This is a genomic window from Streptomyces sp. NPDC004752 (genome assembly GCF_053601275.1).
Window position 1 is genome coordinate 20,085 of the sequence record NZ_JBSGBN010000009.1, and the last position, 15,980, is coordinate 36,064.

Here is a 15,980-nt window from a genome sequence, read left to right on the forward strand (position 1 = left end):
GGTGGAGCCAGAGAGGTGGACGGGGTGGGCGCATCGTACGCCATGGCAAGGGCAGCTTCGTACGCTCCGACGGGCAGCCGTCGATGACGATCGAGCGCCGGATCAGCCGGACCGCCGATGGCAAGTTCGTCATGCCCAACGGCGACGTCTGGCAGGAAACCGAGGAGCCCAGCGCCTACCGCACGCACACCACGAAGGCCACCGGCCGGCTCCTCCAACTCGCCGAGGAAGAAGCCCTGTTCGGCTGTGCCCGGTTGCTTCTCGATCCCAGCACGGGGACGCGTGCGATGCACCGCACCCTGATCCCGTTCACCGTGGCAGACGCGGTTCCGGCACTCGCCGAGGACCCCTACAAGCGGTCGGGGGCCCTCTACCGGCAGCTCACCGAGGACGGCCACAGGCTCACCTGGTCCGAGACGGTGCGCGCCCGCATGCCCCTGCCCGACGAGCGCACCACGCTCCAGCTCCCCGACGCGACCCCGATCCTGCACCTGGCCCGCGTCACCCACGACACCGACGACCGGCCCCTGATCCTCGAAGAACTCCGCATCGGTGCCGACCGCGCCGAACTCGCCTACCGGATCACCGCCGACAAACAGCCCGCGCGACGCGCCCGCCCCTGAGCAGGGTCGAGGATCGGTCGAAACAGCCTTCACTTCCTCAAGGGCGCGCCTGCGGCGCGCCGGGGCGCCCGGCCGCCCCGGCCGGGCGTGCGGCGTGACCGCCGGTCCCGTCCGGTCGGCAGACGCCCCCGCCCACAGCACGCCCAAGGAGTCGAGGCGTCGACCGGCCACCTTGGGCCGAGGCGTGGTGGGCTGGGGGTCGACGGCCTCCGAGACTTTAGGCAGCTCCCATGGGGCGAGCCTCGAAGAACAGGGGGCCGATCGGGCTATTGCGGGCAGGTCCAAGGACTGCCCGATCCGCTGGCGAGCGTAAGGCCCCCTGTTCACTCGCCCCATGGCAGCTACCGCCCAAAGTCTCTGCGGCGGCGACGTGCCCACGTGCGCCGCTCACCAGCGGAAACGCCCCTCACGCCGCACCACCATCGCCATCTGCGTGCGACTCCAGGAGCTGAGCGAGCCGCTCCACTGCACCAGGCCAACCCGCGAATCGGACGACCCCGCGCCCGTCGTCGTACGTCGAGCCGACGGCCCGTAGCTCTGACAGCTCGAAGCCCGCACTCAGAAACGCGCGGTTGAGCCGGTCGGCACTCTCCCTCGCGTCCCGCCAACCGGCGAGATAGTCGACACCAGACACCCAGAGCCCGAAGTCCGTGCACGTCGCGTCGAGCCCGTCACCGATCCATTCATCACTCGTGCCAGTCACCGCGTCACTCCCGCTCTGGTAACAGATCGTCAACTGTCTTTGGCCCAGGGCGGATGCACAGCACAGCGACCCCGGTACCATCAGGCACCGGGGATCGCTGTGTCCCCTCCCGGACCACCCCGGTTGCTGCCAGGCGCGGGGGTGGTCCGGTCTCGGTATGAGGTTGTGAGGCGTGGCCCCTGGGGCCGGGTGGGGATCCCGGCGGACAGTCCCGAGGAGCCACGCCCCGATCACAGGAGGATCTGCCCTCCGGCCCCTGACTGCCGCCCCATCAGCACGGATGGATCACAGGAGCGGCAGCCGGGAGATCATCAGGACGAGCCGAGTCGAACCCCGTCGTCAAGATCGAAGCGGCACCAGACCGTCTTGCCTCCGCCTTGTTTCGGTGTCCACCACACCGCGGCCGCCATCCGCTGAGTGAGTATCAGTCCACGGCCGCTGTCGGCCAGGACCGCCTCTGAGAACTCCGTCATTAACTCCGGCGAGTAGAAGTCGCCCATGGGCAGCAGCGGGGGTGTCGAGTCCTCATCCGCAACCCCGATGAACAGCCACTTCGGGTAGAGCTTGAAGGTCACATCGATGCGCCGAGTGCCGCCGGCATGGGCGCGGCGGTGGTCCGGCACCACGTGGTTCACGACGTTGCCGACCAGTTCCGACACGGCCAGCCGTGCGTCATACATGACGTCGTCCGGAACCACACCGCGAAGGAACACGGACGTCGTGTCCCGCGCGACGCGCCCCGTGCTGCTGCACTCGGCGAAGACCGTCAGCGTCAGGAAGTGCCCGGAGGACGGATCCGGCACCACGAACCAATGGGCGTACGCGTCTAACTCGCTGGCCAGGTCTTCCGGCCGCCGTGCTCTCCTCGCGCCCATGACACAGATCACCGACCCTGATCACGTCCGCCGAGGCTCTCCCGGCAGGGTGACCCAAGGGTGCACGCGATGTCCCAGCCGTCGCTCCCCCCACTTGGGGACCCCCCTCTTGGGGACCCCCGGGCCAATCGGGCACTCCCTGAGACCACTTGGGCCCCTCCGCTCGGGAAAGCCCCTGGGTAGACTCGCCAGAAGGACAGGGCACGAAGGTCGAAAGAGAACAACGAACCAGTAGAGACGTTTGGTCAATCACGATGGGGAAGTGAGATGACCGCAGCCGCACCGACACCGGCCGCTCTGCCGCCTCACGTTCTGGAACGCGCAGACGTGCGGTCGGCGATCGCCAACCACGACTTCGGCGAGGTCTTCAGACTCGCCAAGATCCACGGAAACGTCAGCTACGCCAAGATCTCCGAAGCCGTCGGCTACAAGCGCAAGCACATCGGCAAGATGGCCCGACCCGAGACCGACGGTACGGGCGTCCGCCCGCGCATCACGCAGTTCCACAAGGTCCTGGAAGTCGTGGACGGCCTACGCATCCCCGGCCACCTCGCAGGACTCTCCCCACGCCCATGGGAGCTGGAACAGTCCGCCAAGACCACCCAGCCGGACGACCCGAGCACCCTGATCGCACAGGGCGGGGCAGGCATATGGGACATCGCCGAGATGCTGCGCCGCACCGAGATGTCCAGCATCAACAGCGCCGCCCTGGAGTCGATCGAAGAAGGCATCGACCAACTCGCCCGCGCCTACCCCTACGTCAACGCCGACTACCTTCACGAGCGCACCCGCAACGGACTGAACTACGTCACCAAGCAGCTCGAAGGCCGAGTGACCCTGCGCCAGCACCGGGAACTACTCGTCGACGCCGGATGGTTGTTCCTGCTGAACGCGTGCGTCCAGTACGACCGAGGCCAGCGCGAGGCCGCCAACCTCAGCAAGGTCGCCGCACTCCGGATCGGCGAGGAAGCCGGGCACGGCGAGATCAAGGCGTGGGCCTGGGAGATCGAAGCCTGGTTCGCTCTTACCCAGAGCCGTTGGCAGGACATGCTCAACGCCGTCGAGGCCGGACACATGGCCGACCAGACACACTCCGTCGGCGTCCAGCTCTATGCCCACAAGGCTCGCGCCGCCGCCCGCATGGGAGACGCCCTGCCTGGTCCGCGACTCCCTCGACGCCGGCCGCGCCCGCCTGGACCGACTTCCCAGGCCCGACCATCCCGAACACCACTTCATCATTGACCCCGACAAGTGGGACTTCTACGAGATGGACGCCTACCGTCTCCTCGGAGACGACGAGCGCGCCGCCGCCCACGCCCGATCGGTCATCCGCATCAGCACCGGCCCTGACGGAACCGAGATCTCCCCCATGCGCGCTGCCGAAGCCCGCCTCACACTCGGAGTCGCCGCCGCCCGCATGGGCGAGATCGAAGAAGCCATCGGCATGGGCACCACAGCTCTGGAAGCCGACCGCAAGTCCCTCCCGTCCCTGCTTTTAGTCGCCGATGAGTTGGACAAGGAACTACGCGCCAGGTATCCGCGCGAAGCCGCCACGCGTGACTTCCACGAGCAGGTCATGACCATCAAGCGAGGTGCCGCCAGGCCCGAGCTCCCGTTCTAACCACGCCCCAAAGCCAGGGCCCGGCTCGGGAGTCCCGGAGCAAGCCGACGGCGTAGACGGGCGAGGATCTGAAGCGCCGCAGCCAGTGCGGCAGCCACCGCTTCTTCGCTCGTCCTCGTCGCGGAAGCCCTGCTGGGGCAACCTACTCAGCCGCTACCCCTACCGTGTAATTTAGCTGGGGCGCATGCGCGAAAAGGAGATAGTCGTTGGGGCGGATGACTGGAATTTGGCAATTTTATCGTATAGATCAGAAAGCAGTTCTTCATTCTCCTTGCCAGCCGCCCAATCCAAGATCTTCACTGCAAAGTCGATACTGGGCTCCGCGTAATCGAGAAGGAATCCATGAATAATCGGCTCCACATTTCCCTCGCCCGCAGCCTCTACCTCTCTTAGCAAAGACAAACGGCGCTCCACATCTGCAGCATCCGCAGGAGGCGCAGCAAGTATAGCGGCCAACCCGATGGTTAGCTTGAGATCATCCATAGGATCTGGCCTTTCGGCCAATTCCTCCCAAGCGCGCACTATCTTGCGCCGCACGTCGCCATCAAAGCTGCTACGCCCTGCCTGTGAAACGATCAGCTTTCCGAGGCCCACTCGCTCAAAGTCATCTGCCCAGTAGCGCACCACTTCTTGATCAAGGGGAGGAACCCACGCCCGGCCGATCTTGTAGGATCTACCGACCACATCGATCAGGTCAAACCAACTCGGGTGCCACGGTATTGAGTCGAGCCATCCAAATGCGACTCCAGCGTCGCACTGTGCGAGCTCCACTAGCTTCCGCACTTGCGCAACAGTAATCGTGTCGCGCAAGGCGCCAGTTGGATCTACCACCGTGCGAAGCACACGGCTTGCCATCCGTGATCCTTCGTTATGATGAGACCGCTCGCAGCAGATAGCCACGATCTCATCTACGGAGTTGACGAGGGCTCCCTTAGATCGACGTATCGCGGTTGTGCGCCCATACACGAATCGGGCCGGGCGTATGGGGAGAAACGGCGCGCGGCTTCGGAGCCAATCCTCGAATCCGCACTTTAGGGAAGTCGCATCCATGCCCGTCCACGACTCTTCGACCGTTAGCCAGTCGTCGAAGTCACCGACATGTCCCTGCCCGATATCGCTGAGCGAGATGGATCCCTCGTGTACACCGGCCAAGGCGTAGTAGAAGATCCAAGGGAAATGGAAAGCGATTCGTTTTACGTAATCAGCATGAGGCAGGGAAGCCCGGACAGCGAGAGAAAGGGATTCCCGGTTGGGCATGCAACAAAAGTTGGCTACCGCTGCAACCCAGTGGTTCTGGGGAAAGCCTGCTTCGTTCAGTTGGCGGAAACCATCGAACCCCTTATTGAGTGACGAGAGATTCACCCTTACATTCCGCTCGTCACCCCGGCGGTCAAACAAGGGTATTTCAACGACACCCTTTCGATTCAAGCGGCCGGAAAAAAGCTGACAAAAAACTCCGAACCACGAAGGAGCTGAAAACTCATCGCTGGGTGCGAGTAGATACGTAGTCGACACCGTAAGACGACTCGCAACGCGGGTGATTTGAGACGAGGACTCTTCGAGTTCCATAACGTCAGCCATGGACTGCACCAGTGATGGAACCGAATACTCAATCCCAGTCATCAAAGATTGCAGCTTGTAATTAACATCCGCGCTAGAGCTCAGGTCCCGTAGTACATGCGCGGCCCAAGTGTCTCCGTGATCGGCTCGCACTCCCACAAACTGGAGCGCGGAGCCTCCGAGAGGCTTTCCAGCCCTCAACTCGGATTCGATACAGTCCCGCACGATTGCTTTTCCGCGATCATTTATACAAGATGCAAACATGGCGACATGTTCACCCGGAGGAAGTAGAAAGAGCTTCAAAGCTTCCTCTACTAGAGTCACCTCGTAGCGCGGTGCCCGAACCATGCCGTCATTTAGGATTTCGACGGCTAGACGGGAACCCATGAAGGTGCGACGCTGGAGATTCCCGAAGGTATCTGAGTGAGTATTGAGCTCGGAAACAAGCATGACCACTGTATCTCTGAGCGTACGCCGATTGGCGAAAATATTACCCAGGGCAAACAGCAGGACATTCCGCCAGTGAGAGTTCAGAGACATAGCACGGAGTCGATCTGAAATCTGCTCTTCAGTGCACTTTAGCAGCGCGTCCGCAGCCCAGAACTCTTGAAGGGAGCGAATTTCAAAACTCACTTCCCCTTCGCGTGTGGGGACGAGGAAAACAAGCCTCTCGGTCGCGGACCTACTGATGGTGGCAGCTAGTTGCGAGAGTTCTTCTCCATCATGTCCTTCTTCTCTCAATCTCTCGATAATGATCTCATTGAGCTCGGACAGCATGAGTCGAGATTCAGTCTCTCCTGACCTTTCGCTCCTCTCTTGCAGTAGTAGACCAACATCAGCATGGATGGAGTTGATATCCGACCAGTGGTCTCGCAGAAGATTGGTTGCTGCCCCCTCTTTCTCAAGTTCGCGTTCATAGATAACGCGATAGTACTCGGCGAAGAGCGTGTACCGGTCCTTTGGAGCCTTACCTACTCGATCCAGCAGGACCGCCATGATTGTCACTTGGAGAGGTGTGCCCATAAGGTGGGCCGTCGACGTCTCAGCCCCAGCTTGCTGCAGCCGGCGCATCAGCCTACCTACCTTGTCACTGCCTGCACCGTGACGAGCAATTGCCAGTTTATGACCGTACGAAAGAGCATGGTTCGTCTCAAGCGGCAGAAGTGTAAAATGTTGAAAATTATCTGGCGAGAATTCATCTGTGTAGCCCTGCGGGCGTGTGGTCGCAATGATGACTAGATCGGCACCTGACTCATCTGCCTCAATTTGAAAATCATTAATACGGTCTATTATCTCACCTCTGTTGCTGCTACCCGGAACCTCATCAAGGCCATCAAGGATCAGAAGCCATGGAAATTCGCGCAACCAGTCCCGCATGTGTCGAGAAGAAACGTTGGCAGTGGAGCCTTCGCTCACCCTGATCGCAATATAGTCGAGCACACTACTGCATCGCCCTTGAGCCAGCTCGTCGGCGAATCGGGTCAACGGGATTTTGAAAGGCCAGCGGCGAGCCCTTGGTACTAGCTCTTCTTTTTCTGCCTGTCCGGTGATCTTAGCTACTGCGGTTTTTACGTCCGCGTTCCTCATGGACGGTGTATCCCGTACCAAGTAGGCACGGTAGAGTTGGCACATGAACTGACTTACGGTGCTCTTCCCCTGGCCTGGTCCACCGACAAGAACGAATTTGCTCGGGATTGACTCAGTGTCGTTGTCCGTCCACCTGCTATTAGCATGGTTGACGTCACAGGCAGAAATTAGAGTCTCCAAACAGCGCGCCTTGAATGTATGCCGATGTTCGCCGGAGAGCCCGATAGGTAGATCCACAAAGACATCAGCAAGGGGAGTTGTTCGGTCATCTGCCGCTCCGGCCTGATCAAGGCTCGCATACCTGTCTTTCAGTAGCTGACGAGCCAAGAAATTCCGAATTGCAGTGCCAACTTCGATTTTTTCTTGCTGTAGATTTTCATAGAGAGCCGACAAAATGTCGCCAGGTAGAATCCAGGCGGAGTAGGCCGTGCGAATGCCGGTGTGCTTTTCCAGGAAGCGACAGATATTTTCCGAATGCCAAACAGCCCAACCCTTAACTCCCAGCCGGGCGCATTGCGTCTCCATTTCCTTTGTTACTCTGTCGATGCCGCCGGTGCCAGGTGTAGCAGACAGAGAGACATTGCTGGCAAAGATGACATAATCGGGCCTCGGTGAGCGCTTCTCTGATTGTCGCCACTCCGAAAACTCGGTGCGGATCTGCTGGATCAGCCAAGTTGCCTCTTCCCTGGGGGCAGCAGGCACCTCCTTGTACTTAGCCTGGAGGACGCCGTATCCATCCCATATTTGCTCGCCCGCCGGGCCTTTCACTTCGCCTTCGAATGTCGCTTCACGTCCCCCGTCCGGCCCCGCGCCAAACATAGTCACAAACGGCCCGATCTCCGCCAAAGCGATGGATTGAATCAGGTTTTCGAATTCGCGGGGCCCCAAGCGGGAGAGATCAAAGCGCATCTACCCAGTGTGGTGCAGCGAGGCTGTATCCGCTGGCGGAATAGAAAGATCCGGTTGTGGCCGCTACTCAGGTCATTGGGTGTCGTGACGCTGGCCGTGGCGGGTGCGCCAACCAGCGGCGTGCTGAGTCGGGTGAGCCAATCCATGCCCGCCCCATCTGCGTGTCCCACGCTTCTGGCTGTCCGGTTAGGACCCTGCCAGACTCTATCCTTCAGGCTCTACGTTCTGGGGGGGGACGGGACGAGCGAGCTATTCGTAGAGTTGGCTCACTCGGGGCGCCGGATGTGCGCTGTAGGCTGCCGAACCGTTGCTGGCCGCCTGGATACCTAGTTCTGGCTGGGAGCAGGCGCGATGCCTGCCGGCAGGAGGCCCCAGTCTGTCCAGCCCGCAGTACCCGTTCGGGTTTTTGCTGTCCGAAAGGTACTGCTGTTGGTGCAGCTCAGCCCTGTAGAAGTCACTACGTTCCCCCGTCGGCAGGCAGCAGCCACCCCGACAGCGCAAGCAGTCGTAGACAGCCGCCTCGGGAACACGAGCCCCTCAGACCCACTCCACCTCGGAGTGGATCCTCGAAGAGCCTCCAGGGGACGGCAGTGGCGTTCTCGGCGCATCCTGCGTGGTCCCCTGCCGCTTGCCGTGAGCGCCGAGCGCGTTCAGCACGGCGGTCCTGTCTTCCTCACTGCTGTCCGCCAGGACGTCAACGATCCGCCGCAACGCCTCACTCACGTCAGTGAGCATGTCCGCTGGTCGCAGCGTCCTTCTTGACCGTCAGCGGCAGCAGCTTCTTCCCGCTGTTACTTACTTGTGGCCAAGTATCCATCTGCGGGCACACCCCGCAGTCGAAGCAGGGTGTCCAGCGGCAGTCCTCGACCTCCGTTTCGTCGAGGGCGTCCTGCCAGTCCTCCCAGAGCCAGTCCTTGTCGAGGCCCGAGTCGAGGTGGTCCCAGGGCAGGACCTCCTCGTAGGTGCGCTCGCGGGTGGTGTACCAGTCGACGTCGACGCCGAACGGGGCGAGGGCCTTGTCGGCGCAGGCCATCCAGCGGTCGTAGGAGAAGTGCTCGCGCCAGCCGTCGAAGCGGCCGCCGTCCTCGTAGACCGCGCGGATCACCGCGCCGATGCGGCGGTCGCCGCGGGAGAGCAGGCCCTCGATGATGCCGGGCTTGCCGTCGTGGTAGCGGAAGCCGATCGAGCGGCCGTACTTCTTGTCGCCGCGGATCTTGTCCCGCAGTTTCCCGAGGCGGGCGTCCGTCTCCTCGGCCGACAGTTGTGGCGCCCACTGGAAGGGGGTGTGCGGCTTGGGGACGAAGCCGCCGATCGAGACCGTGCAGCGGATGTCGTTGGAGCCGGAGACCTCGCGGCCCTTCTGGATGACATGGGTCGCCATGTCGGCGATCTGGAGGACGTCCTCGTCGGTCTCCGTGGGCAGGCCACACATGAAGTACAGCTTGACCTGGCGCCAGCCGTTGCCGTAGGCCGTCGCCACCGTACGAATGAGGTCCTCCTCCGAGACCATCTTGTTGATGACCTTGCGGATGCGTTCCGAGCCGCCCTCCGGGGCGAAGGTGAGGCCCGAGCGGCGGCCGTTGCGGGTCAGCTCGTTCGCCAGGTCGATGTTGAAGGCGTCCACGCGGGTGGAGGGCAGGGACAGGCCGATCTTGTCGTCCTCGTAGCGGTCGGCCAGGCCCCGCGCGATGTCGCCGATCTCGGAGTGGTCGGCCGACGACAGCGACAGCAGGCCGACCTCCTCGAAGCCGGTCGCCTTCAGGCCCTTGTCGACCATCTCGCCGATGCCGGTGATGGAGCGCTCGCGCACCGGGCGGGTGATCATGCCCGCCTGGCAGAAGCGGCAGCCGCGCGTGCAGCCGCGGAAGATCTCCACCGACATGCGCTCGTGGACCGTCTCCGCGAGCGGCACCAGCGGCTGCTTGGGGTAGGGCCACTCGTCGAGGTCCATCACCGTGTGCTTGGAGACGCGCCACGGGACGCCTGACTTGTTGGGGACCACTCGGGCGATCCGGCCGTCGGGGAGGTATTCGACGTCGTAGAACGCTGGGACGTACACCCCGCCGGTCTTCGCGAGGCGGAAGAGGACCTCTTCGCGGCCGCCGGGGCGGCCCTCGGCCTTCCATGCGCGGATGATCCGGGTCATGTCGAGCACGGCCTGCTCGCCGTCGCCGATGACGGCCGCGTCGATGAAGTCGGCGATCGGCTCCGGGTTGAAGGCCGCGTGGCCGCCTGCCAGCACGATCGGGTCGTCGATCGTGCGCTCGCGCGACTCCAGCGGGATGCCGGCCAGTTCCAGGGCGGTGAGCATGTTCGTGTAGCCCAGCTCCGTGGAGAAGGACAGGCCGAACACGTCGAAGGCGCGGACCGGGCGGTGGCCGTCCACCGTGAACTGCGGCACGCCGTGCTCGCGCATCAGCGCCTCCAGGTCCGGCCACACGCTGTAGGTGCGCTCGGCGAGGACGCCGTCCTGTTCGTTGAGCACCTCGTAGAGGATCATGACGCCCTGGTTGGGCAGGCCGACCTCGTACGCGTCCGGGTACATGAGCGCCCAGCGGACGTCACAGGACTCCCACGGCTTGACCGTGGAGTTGAGCTCTCCGCCGACGTACTGGATCGGCTTCTGCACATGCGGGAGCAGAGCTTCGAGCTGTGGGAAGACGGATTCCGTGGCCTCGGCGGCTTCGGCAGGCATCTCGCGAACCTTCGTGAGCTGACAGACAGGGGTGACCATCAAGCCTAACCCGCTCGATGGCCTCCCTCGTACGCTCAGCCGGGCGCCCAAGCGACGGCCGCCCGCCAGGCTTCGTCAGCCAGGCGCCCAAGATGACGGCCAGGCTTCGTCAGCCGGGTGCCCGGGTGGCGGCCGCCTGCCAGGCTTCGGGCAGCTCGGCCTCCACCGCCGCCGCCCGTTGCTCCTCGCGCCCGTACAGCACCCCGTAGGTGAACGCGTTCTCGCCCGCCGCGTGTGCGACGGGGGACAGTTCGCGCAGCGCCTGGCGGGCCATGACGCTGTCCTGGTGGTCGCCGAGCAGGGTCTGCAGGGACTTCATGGCCTTGGTGAGGTCGGCGGCCGGGTCGCCGAGCGCCGGGGTGGCCGCCTCCGCCGCGTACCGGGTCCGCTTGGACTTCTTGCGGGCCTCGTGCAGCGCCACATCGCGGTCGTGGCCGGGCGGGAGGCCGATCGCCTGCTCGATCAGCGCCGAGACCTTGGCGAACTCCTTGCGTACGGCCTTGGCGATCGCCTTCTTCGGTTTCCCGGCCGCGGCCGGCCGCAGCGGGGGGTCGGTGATCAGGGCGTCGAGGGTGTCGAGCAGGGTCAGATAGCGCTCGGAGTCCAGGACGTCGGCGAGCCGACGGCGCGAGCCGCCGCGACGGACGTTCGCCCAGGTGCGCAGCCGGGCGCGGACGGGGCCGGAGACCAGGGTGCGGGACAGTTCGCCGAGGCCCGCGGTGAGGCGTTCGGTGAGCACCTCGCGGTCGCGGTCCACGCCCAGCTCGGCCGCGAGCCACTTCAGCTCGTCGCCGACGGGGTCGGTGACGGTGCGGTCGAGGACCGTGCCGTAGGAGCGGAAGGCGCTGCGCATCCGGCGGGTGGCGACCCGCATGCGGTGCACGGAGTCGTATTCGTCGCGTCGTACGGCCGGGTCCAGTTCGACGATCGCGTCGCGCTGGGCGCGGACGTAGGCGAGTACATGGTCGCCGGCGGTGACGGGTTCGGCGGGTGCCGCGGGCCGCTCGGGGCGGCCCGTGCCGTCCGGCGGGGCGGTCTCGGCGAGGGCGCGGGCCAGCTTGGAGGGCGACGCGGACGGTCGTACGCCCGCCTTGCGCAGCCGCTTGTCCACCTTGTCGAGGAAGCCCGGGTCGGCTCCTTCGGCGAGTTCCACCTCGATCTCGGTCCACTGGGCGGTGCCGCCGTCGCCGGTGAGCCGTTCGGCGGTGACGGCGTCCACGCTGACCTCGGCGAGCAGTCTTCCGTCGGCGTCGACGAGGTGGCGCAGGTCGCGGGCGGAGCGCAGCCGGATCAGGGGGAGCAGCGCGGCGTCCCGGATCCGGGAGCGGGTCAGGGCGGCGAGGGTGCGCGGGACGCGGTCGGAGAGCGGGGCCCGGATCTCGTCGCGGACGCCGGGAGAGACGGGGAGTTTGAGGTGCCAGCCGGCGTCGGTGCCGCCGGTGCGGCGGCGCAGGGTGACGGCGTGGGCGGCCAGGCGCTCGTCGGCGGTGTCGTAGTAGGTGGCGTCGAGTTCCACGACGCCGCGGTCCAGGACGTTCGCCACCGCGCCGATGCCGGTCAGGTCGGGCAGGCCGCTCTCGTCGGATTCGTACTTGCGCTCGATCTCGCGTTTCGCATCCGCCATGAATTGAATCTAATGGCAGCCGGGCCGGTACGGCAGGGTCAGGTCGAGGTGAATGGCGGGAAAACTCCCGCCATCACCCGAGTGAACCGTATTGGCCGGCCTTCAGACCGTGTTGGTCGGCGTTCAGGCGGACATCGGGCGCTGTACCCGGATCGACTGCAACAGGCCCACCGCCACCCACACCGCGAACATCGATGTGCCGCCGTACGAGACGAACGGCAGGGGCAGGCCGGTGACCGGCATGATGCCGAGGGTCATGCCGATGTTCTCGAAGGACTGGAAGGCGAACCAGGCGACGATCCCGGCGGCGACGATGGTGCCGTACAGCTCGGTCGTCTCGCGGGCGATCCGGCAGGCCCGCCACAGGACCACGCCGAGCAGGACGATGATCAGGCCCGCGCCGAGAAAGCCCAGCTCCTCGCCGGCGACCGTGAAGACGAAGTCCGTCTGCTGTTCCGGGACGAACTGGCCGGTGGTCTGCGAGCCGTGGAACAGCCCGGCGCCGGTGAGTCCGCCCGAGCCGATGGCGATGCGGGCCTGGTTGGTGTTGTAGCCGACGCCGGCCGGGTCGAGGCTCGGGTTGGCGAAGGCGGCGAACCGGTTGATCTGGTACTCGTCCAGGATGTGCAGCTGCCACACGGCGACCGCGCCGAGGGCGCCCGCGGCGAGCAGGCCGAAGATCCAGCGGTTGGAGGAGCCGGAGGCGAGCAGCACGCCCAGGACGATGATGACCATGACCATGACCGAGCCGAGGTCGGGCATGAGCAGCACGACCATGATCGGTACGGCGGCCAGCCCCAGGGCCTGTAGGACGGTGCGGTGGTCGGGGTGCTTCTTGTCGCCCGCGTCGACCCGGGCGGCGAGCAGCATCGCCATGCCCAGGATGATCGTGATCTTGACGAACTCGGACGGCTGGAGCGAGAAGCCGCCGCCGAGCACGATCCACGAGTGGGCGCCGTTGACCGTGGAGCCGAGCGGGGTGAGCACCAGCAGCACGCCGAGGAGCGAGAGGCCGTAGAGGATCGGTACGGCGTTGCGCAGGGCGCGGTGGCCGAGCCAGACGGTGCCGATCATCAGGGCCAGCCCGATGCCGGTGTTCATGAGATGGCGGATGAGGAAGTAGTACTGGTCGCCCTGGTTGATCTCGGTGCGGTTGCGGGTCGCGGAGTAGACCAGCAGGGAGCCCAGCAGGGACAGGGCGAGGCAGGCGAGCAGTATCGGCCAGTCGAGTCGGCGGACCATCGAGTCGCGGGCGAAGACGCGGGTCCAGCCGGCCCGCTCGGGCCCGTACCCGGAGACGGAGAAGCTGTTCACGCCGGTCATGTGAGCATCCTCCGGCCGCCGCGGCGGCGTGGCCGTCTGCGGGTGTTGCTGTTGCCCGTGCCGGGCGGGGCGGTCGCCGCGGGCGGTGTGCCGTCCGCGGGCGCCGACGGCGACGGGGAGGTCAGCACGTCCTTGACCGGGTCGTCGGAGATCTTCGGGGAGGTGATCGTGCCGTCCGTGCGCACCTTCGGCAGGCTCTTCTCCGGGGTGGGCAGCAGTGCCTTCTTGTTGTCGATGGAGCCGTCCGCCTGGACGCCGTACAGCGCGTTGTAGATATTGCGCACGGCCTCACCGGAGGCACCGGAACCCGTACCGGCCTGGGCGATGGTCATGATGACCGTGTAGTCCTTGGAGTACGTGGCGAGCCAGGACGTGGTCTGCTTGCCGTAGACCTCGGCGGTACCGGTCTTGGCGTGCAGCGGGATCTTGTTCTGCGGCCAGCCGCCGAACTTCCAGGCGGCGGTACCGCGGGTGACCACGCCCGCGAGGGCGTCGTCCATGCCCTTGAGCGCGGCCTGGTCGATCGGTAGTTTGCCGTGCGCCTTGGGCTTGATCTCCTGGACGGACTTGCCGTCGGGGCTGATGATCGCCTTGCCGATGGTCGGCGTGTACATGGTGCCGCCATTGGCGAGGGCGCCGTAGATCACGGCCTCCTGGATCGGGGTGACGAGCGTGTCGCCCTGCCCGATGGAGTAGTTGATCTCGTCACCGGCGCGCATCTGGTTGCCTTCGAGGCAGTTCTCGTAGGCGATCTTCTCGACGTACGAGCCGTCCTTCTTGCCGCTCTTGCACCAGGCGTCCTTGTTGGCCTCCCAGTACGACTGCTTCCACTTGCGGTCGGGGACCCGGCCGGTGACCTCGTTGGGCAGGTCGACGCCGGTCTCCTTGCCGAGGCCGAACTGGTGGGCGGCCTTGAAGAAGTAGTCCTTGGGCCGGTCCTTCTTCGGGTTGATGCCGCCGTCCTTCTTCCACTCGTTGTGGGCGAGGCCGTAGAAGACGGTGTCGCAGGAGACCTCCAGCGCCCGGCCGAGCGAGATGGGGCCGAAGTTCTCGCCCTCGAAGTTCTTGAAGACCTGGTTGCCGACGGTGTACGAACTGGTGCACGGGTAGCCGCCGTTCCAGGTGTATCCGGCCTCGACCGCGGCGGCCGTGGAGACCACCTTGAAGGTCGAACCGGGCGCGGACTGACCCTGTATGGCCCGGTTGAGCAGCGGGTAGTCGGAGTCCTTCCCGGTGAGCGCCTTGTAGTCCTTGGCGGAGATGCCGCCGACCCACACGTTCGGGTCGTAGGTCGGCGCGGAGGCCATGGCGACGATCCGGCCGGTCTTCGCTTCCATGACGACGACGGCGCCGGAGTCCGCCTTGTAGTTCTCGCCGGTGATGTCGTCGAACTGCTGGCGGGCCGTCTTCATCGCCTTGTCCAGCTCGAACTCGGCGACGCGCTGCACCCGGGAGTCGACGCTGGTGACCAGGTTGGCACCGGGTTCGGCGGCGTCGGACTCGGCCTGGCCGATGACCCGGCCGAGGTTGTCGACCTCATAGCGGGTGACACCGGCCTTGCCGCGCAACTCCTTGTCGTACTGGCGCTCCAGACCGCTGCGGCCGACCATGTCGGAGCGCAGATACGGCGAGTCGCTGTCCTTGGCCTGCTGGATCTCGTCGTCGGTGACCGGTGAGAGATAGCCGAGCACCTGGGCGGTGTTGGCCTTGCCGGGGCCGGGGTAGCGGCGCACGGCCTCCGGCTCGGCGGTGATGCCGGGGAAGTCCTCGGAGCGCTCGCGGATCTGCAGGGCCTGCTTGGGCGTGGCCTCGTCGGTGATCGGGATCGGCTGGTACGGCGAGCCGTTCCAGCACGGCTGCGGGGTCTTGGCGTCGCACAGCCGGACCTTCTGCGTGACCTCCTCGGGGGACATGCCGAGCACGCCGGCCAGCTTGGTGAGGACCGCCTTGCCGTCGTCCTTCTGCTTGAGCAGTTCGGTACGGGAGGCGGAGACCACCAGGCGGGTCTCGTTGTCGGCGAGCGGCACGCCGCGCGCGTCCAGGATCGCGCCGCGCACGGCGGGCGCCACGACCTGCTGGACGTGGTTGCCGGACGCCTCCTTCTGGTAGGCGGCGCCCTCACGGATCTGGAGGTACCACAGTCGGCCGCCGAGGGTGCCGAGCAGGGAGAGGACGAGGATCTGGATGACGACGAGCCGGATCTGAACCCGCGGGGTCCGCCCGGTCTCCGGAATATTAGTCATGGGCGAAGCCCATTCGGCTGAGGGTGGTGGTGGGCGACGGGTGGGAATTAGTCATGGGCGAAGCCCATTCGGATGAGGGCGGTGGTGGGCGACGGGTGGGCATTGGTCACTGCTGTTGCCCCCTCTCAGTGGTGCCTGTGTCATATCCGATGAAGCTGTGTGCCCGTCTGAAACTGTG

At 65.1% G+C, this 15,980-nt stretch carries 9 protein-coding genes and 1 pseudogene; 3 read left to right on the forward strand and 7 right to left on the reverse strand.

Going from position 1 to position 15,980, the window contains the following annotated elements; genetic code table 11:
- Positions 1–35: 35 nt before the first annotated feature.
- A pseudogene (locus ACWEKM_RS05935) lies at positions 36–623 on the forward strand (UTRA domain-containing protein); the annotation flags it as partial.
- Positions 624–1,029: 406 nt separating this feature from the next.
- On the opposite strand, the gene ACWEKM_RS05940 reads toward ACWEKM_RS05935, so the two are convergent.
- Together ACWEKM_RS05940 and ACWEKM_RS05945 are read right to left on the reverse strand one after the other, a co-directional pair.
- On the reverse strand, positions 1,030–1,326 hold the full coding sequence (locus ACWEKM_RS05940) for a hypothetical protein (protein WP_451619930.1): 297 nt from the start codon (positions 1,324–1,326) through the stop codon (positions 1,030–1,032).
- Between the two features lie 311 nt (positions 1,327–1,637).
- The gene (locus tag ACWEKM_RS05945; protein WP_451619931.1) at positions 1,638–2,201 is read right to left on the reverse strand and encodes an ATP-binding protein; all 564 of its coding nucleotides are present in this window, start codon (positions 2,199–2,201) and stop codon (positions 1,638–1,640) included.
- A 267-nt stretch (positions 2,202–2,468) separates the two neighbouring features.
- Between ACWEKM_RS05945 and ACWEKM_RS05950 the strand changes: the two genes are divergently transcribed.
- Both ACWEKM_RS05950 and ACWEKM_RS05955 read left to right on the forward strand, forming a co-directional pair.
- Positions 2,469–3,443 carry a hypothetical protein gene (locus tag ACWEKM_RS05950; RefSeq protein ID WP_451619932.1) on the forward strand — a complete coding sequence of 325 codons (975 nt, stop codon included), beginning with the start codon at positions 2,469–2,471 and terminating at the stop codon, positions 3,441–3,443.
- Between the two features lie 25 nt (positions 3,444–3,468).
- The gene (locus ACWEKM_RS05955; protein ID WP_451619933.1) at positions 3,469–3,822 is read left to right on the forward strand and encodes a hypothetical protein; all 354 of its coding nucleotides are present in this window, start codon (positions 3,469–3,471) and stop codon (positions 3,820–3,822) included.
- Between the two features lie 171 nt (positions 3,823–3,993).
- On the opposite strand, the gene ACWEKM_RS05960 is transcribed toward ACWEKM_RS05955, so the two are convergent.
- The 5 genes from ACWEKM_RS05960 to mrdA form a co-directional block, all read right to left on the reverse strand.
- Entirely contained in the window at positions 3,994–7,878 is a 3,885-nt protein-coding gene (locus tag ACWEKM_RS05960) for an NACHT domain-containing protein (protein ID WP_451619934.1), read from the reverse strand.
- A gap of 724 nt (positions 7,879–8,602) precedes the next feature.
- Positions 8,603–10,573: a TIGR03960 family B12-binding radical SAM protein gene (locus ACWEKM_RS05965; protein WP_451619935.1), complete on the reverse strand. Its 1,971-nt coding sequence runs from the start codon at positions 10,571–10,573 to the stop codon at positions 8,603–8,605.
- A 148-nt stretch (positions 10,574–10,721) separates the two neighbouring features.
- Positions 10,722–12,236, reverse strand: a complete 1,515-nt coding sequence (locus ACWEKM_RS05970; RefSeq protein WP_451619936.1) for a CYTH and CHAD domain-containing protein — start codon at positions 12,234–12,236, stop codon at positions 10,722–10,724.
- A gap of 123 nt (positions 12,237–12,359) precedes the next feature.
- Positions 12,360–13,559 carry a rod shape-determining protein RodA gene (gene rodA / locus ACWEKM_RS05975; RefSeq protein WP_451619937.1) on the reverse strand — a complete coding sequence of 400 codons (1,200 nt, stop codon included), beginning with the start codon at positions 13,557–13,559 and terminating at the stop codon, positions 12,360–12,362.
- Positions 13,556–15,802 (reverse strand): penicillin-binding protein 2, encoded by a 2,247-nt coding sequence (gene mrdA / locus ACWEKM_RS05980; RefSeq protein ID WP_451619938.1) that lies wholly within the window; start codon positions 15,800–15,802, stop codon positions 13,556–13,558. Before mrdA ends, rodA begins: the two co-directional genes overlap by 4 nt.
- Positions 15,803–15,980: the final 178 nt, after the last annotated feature.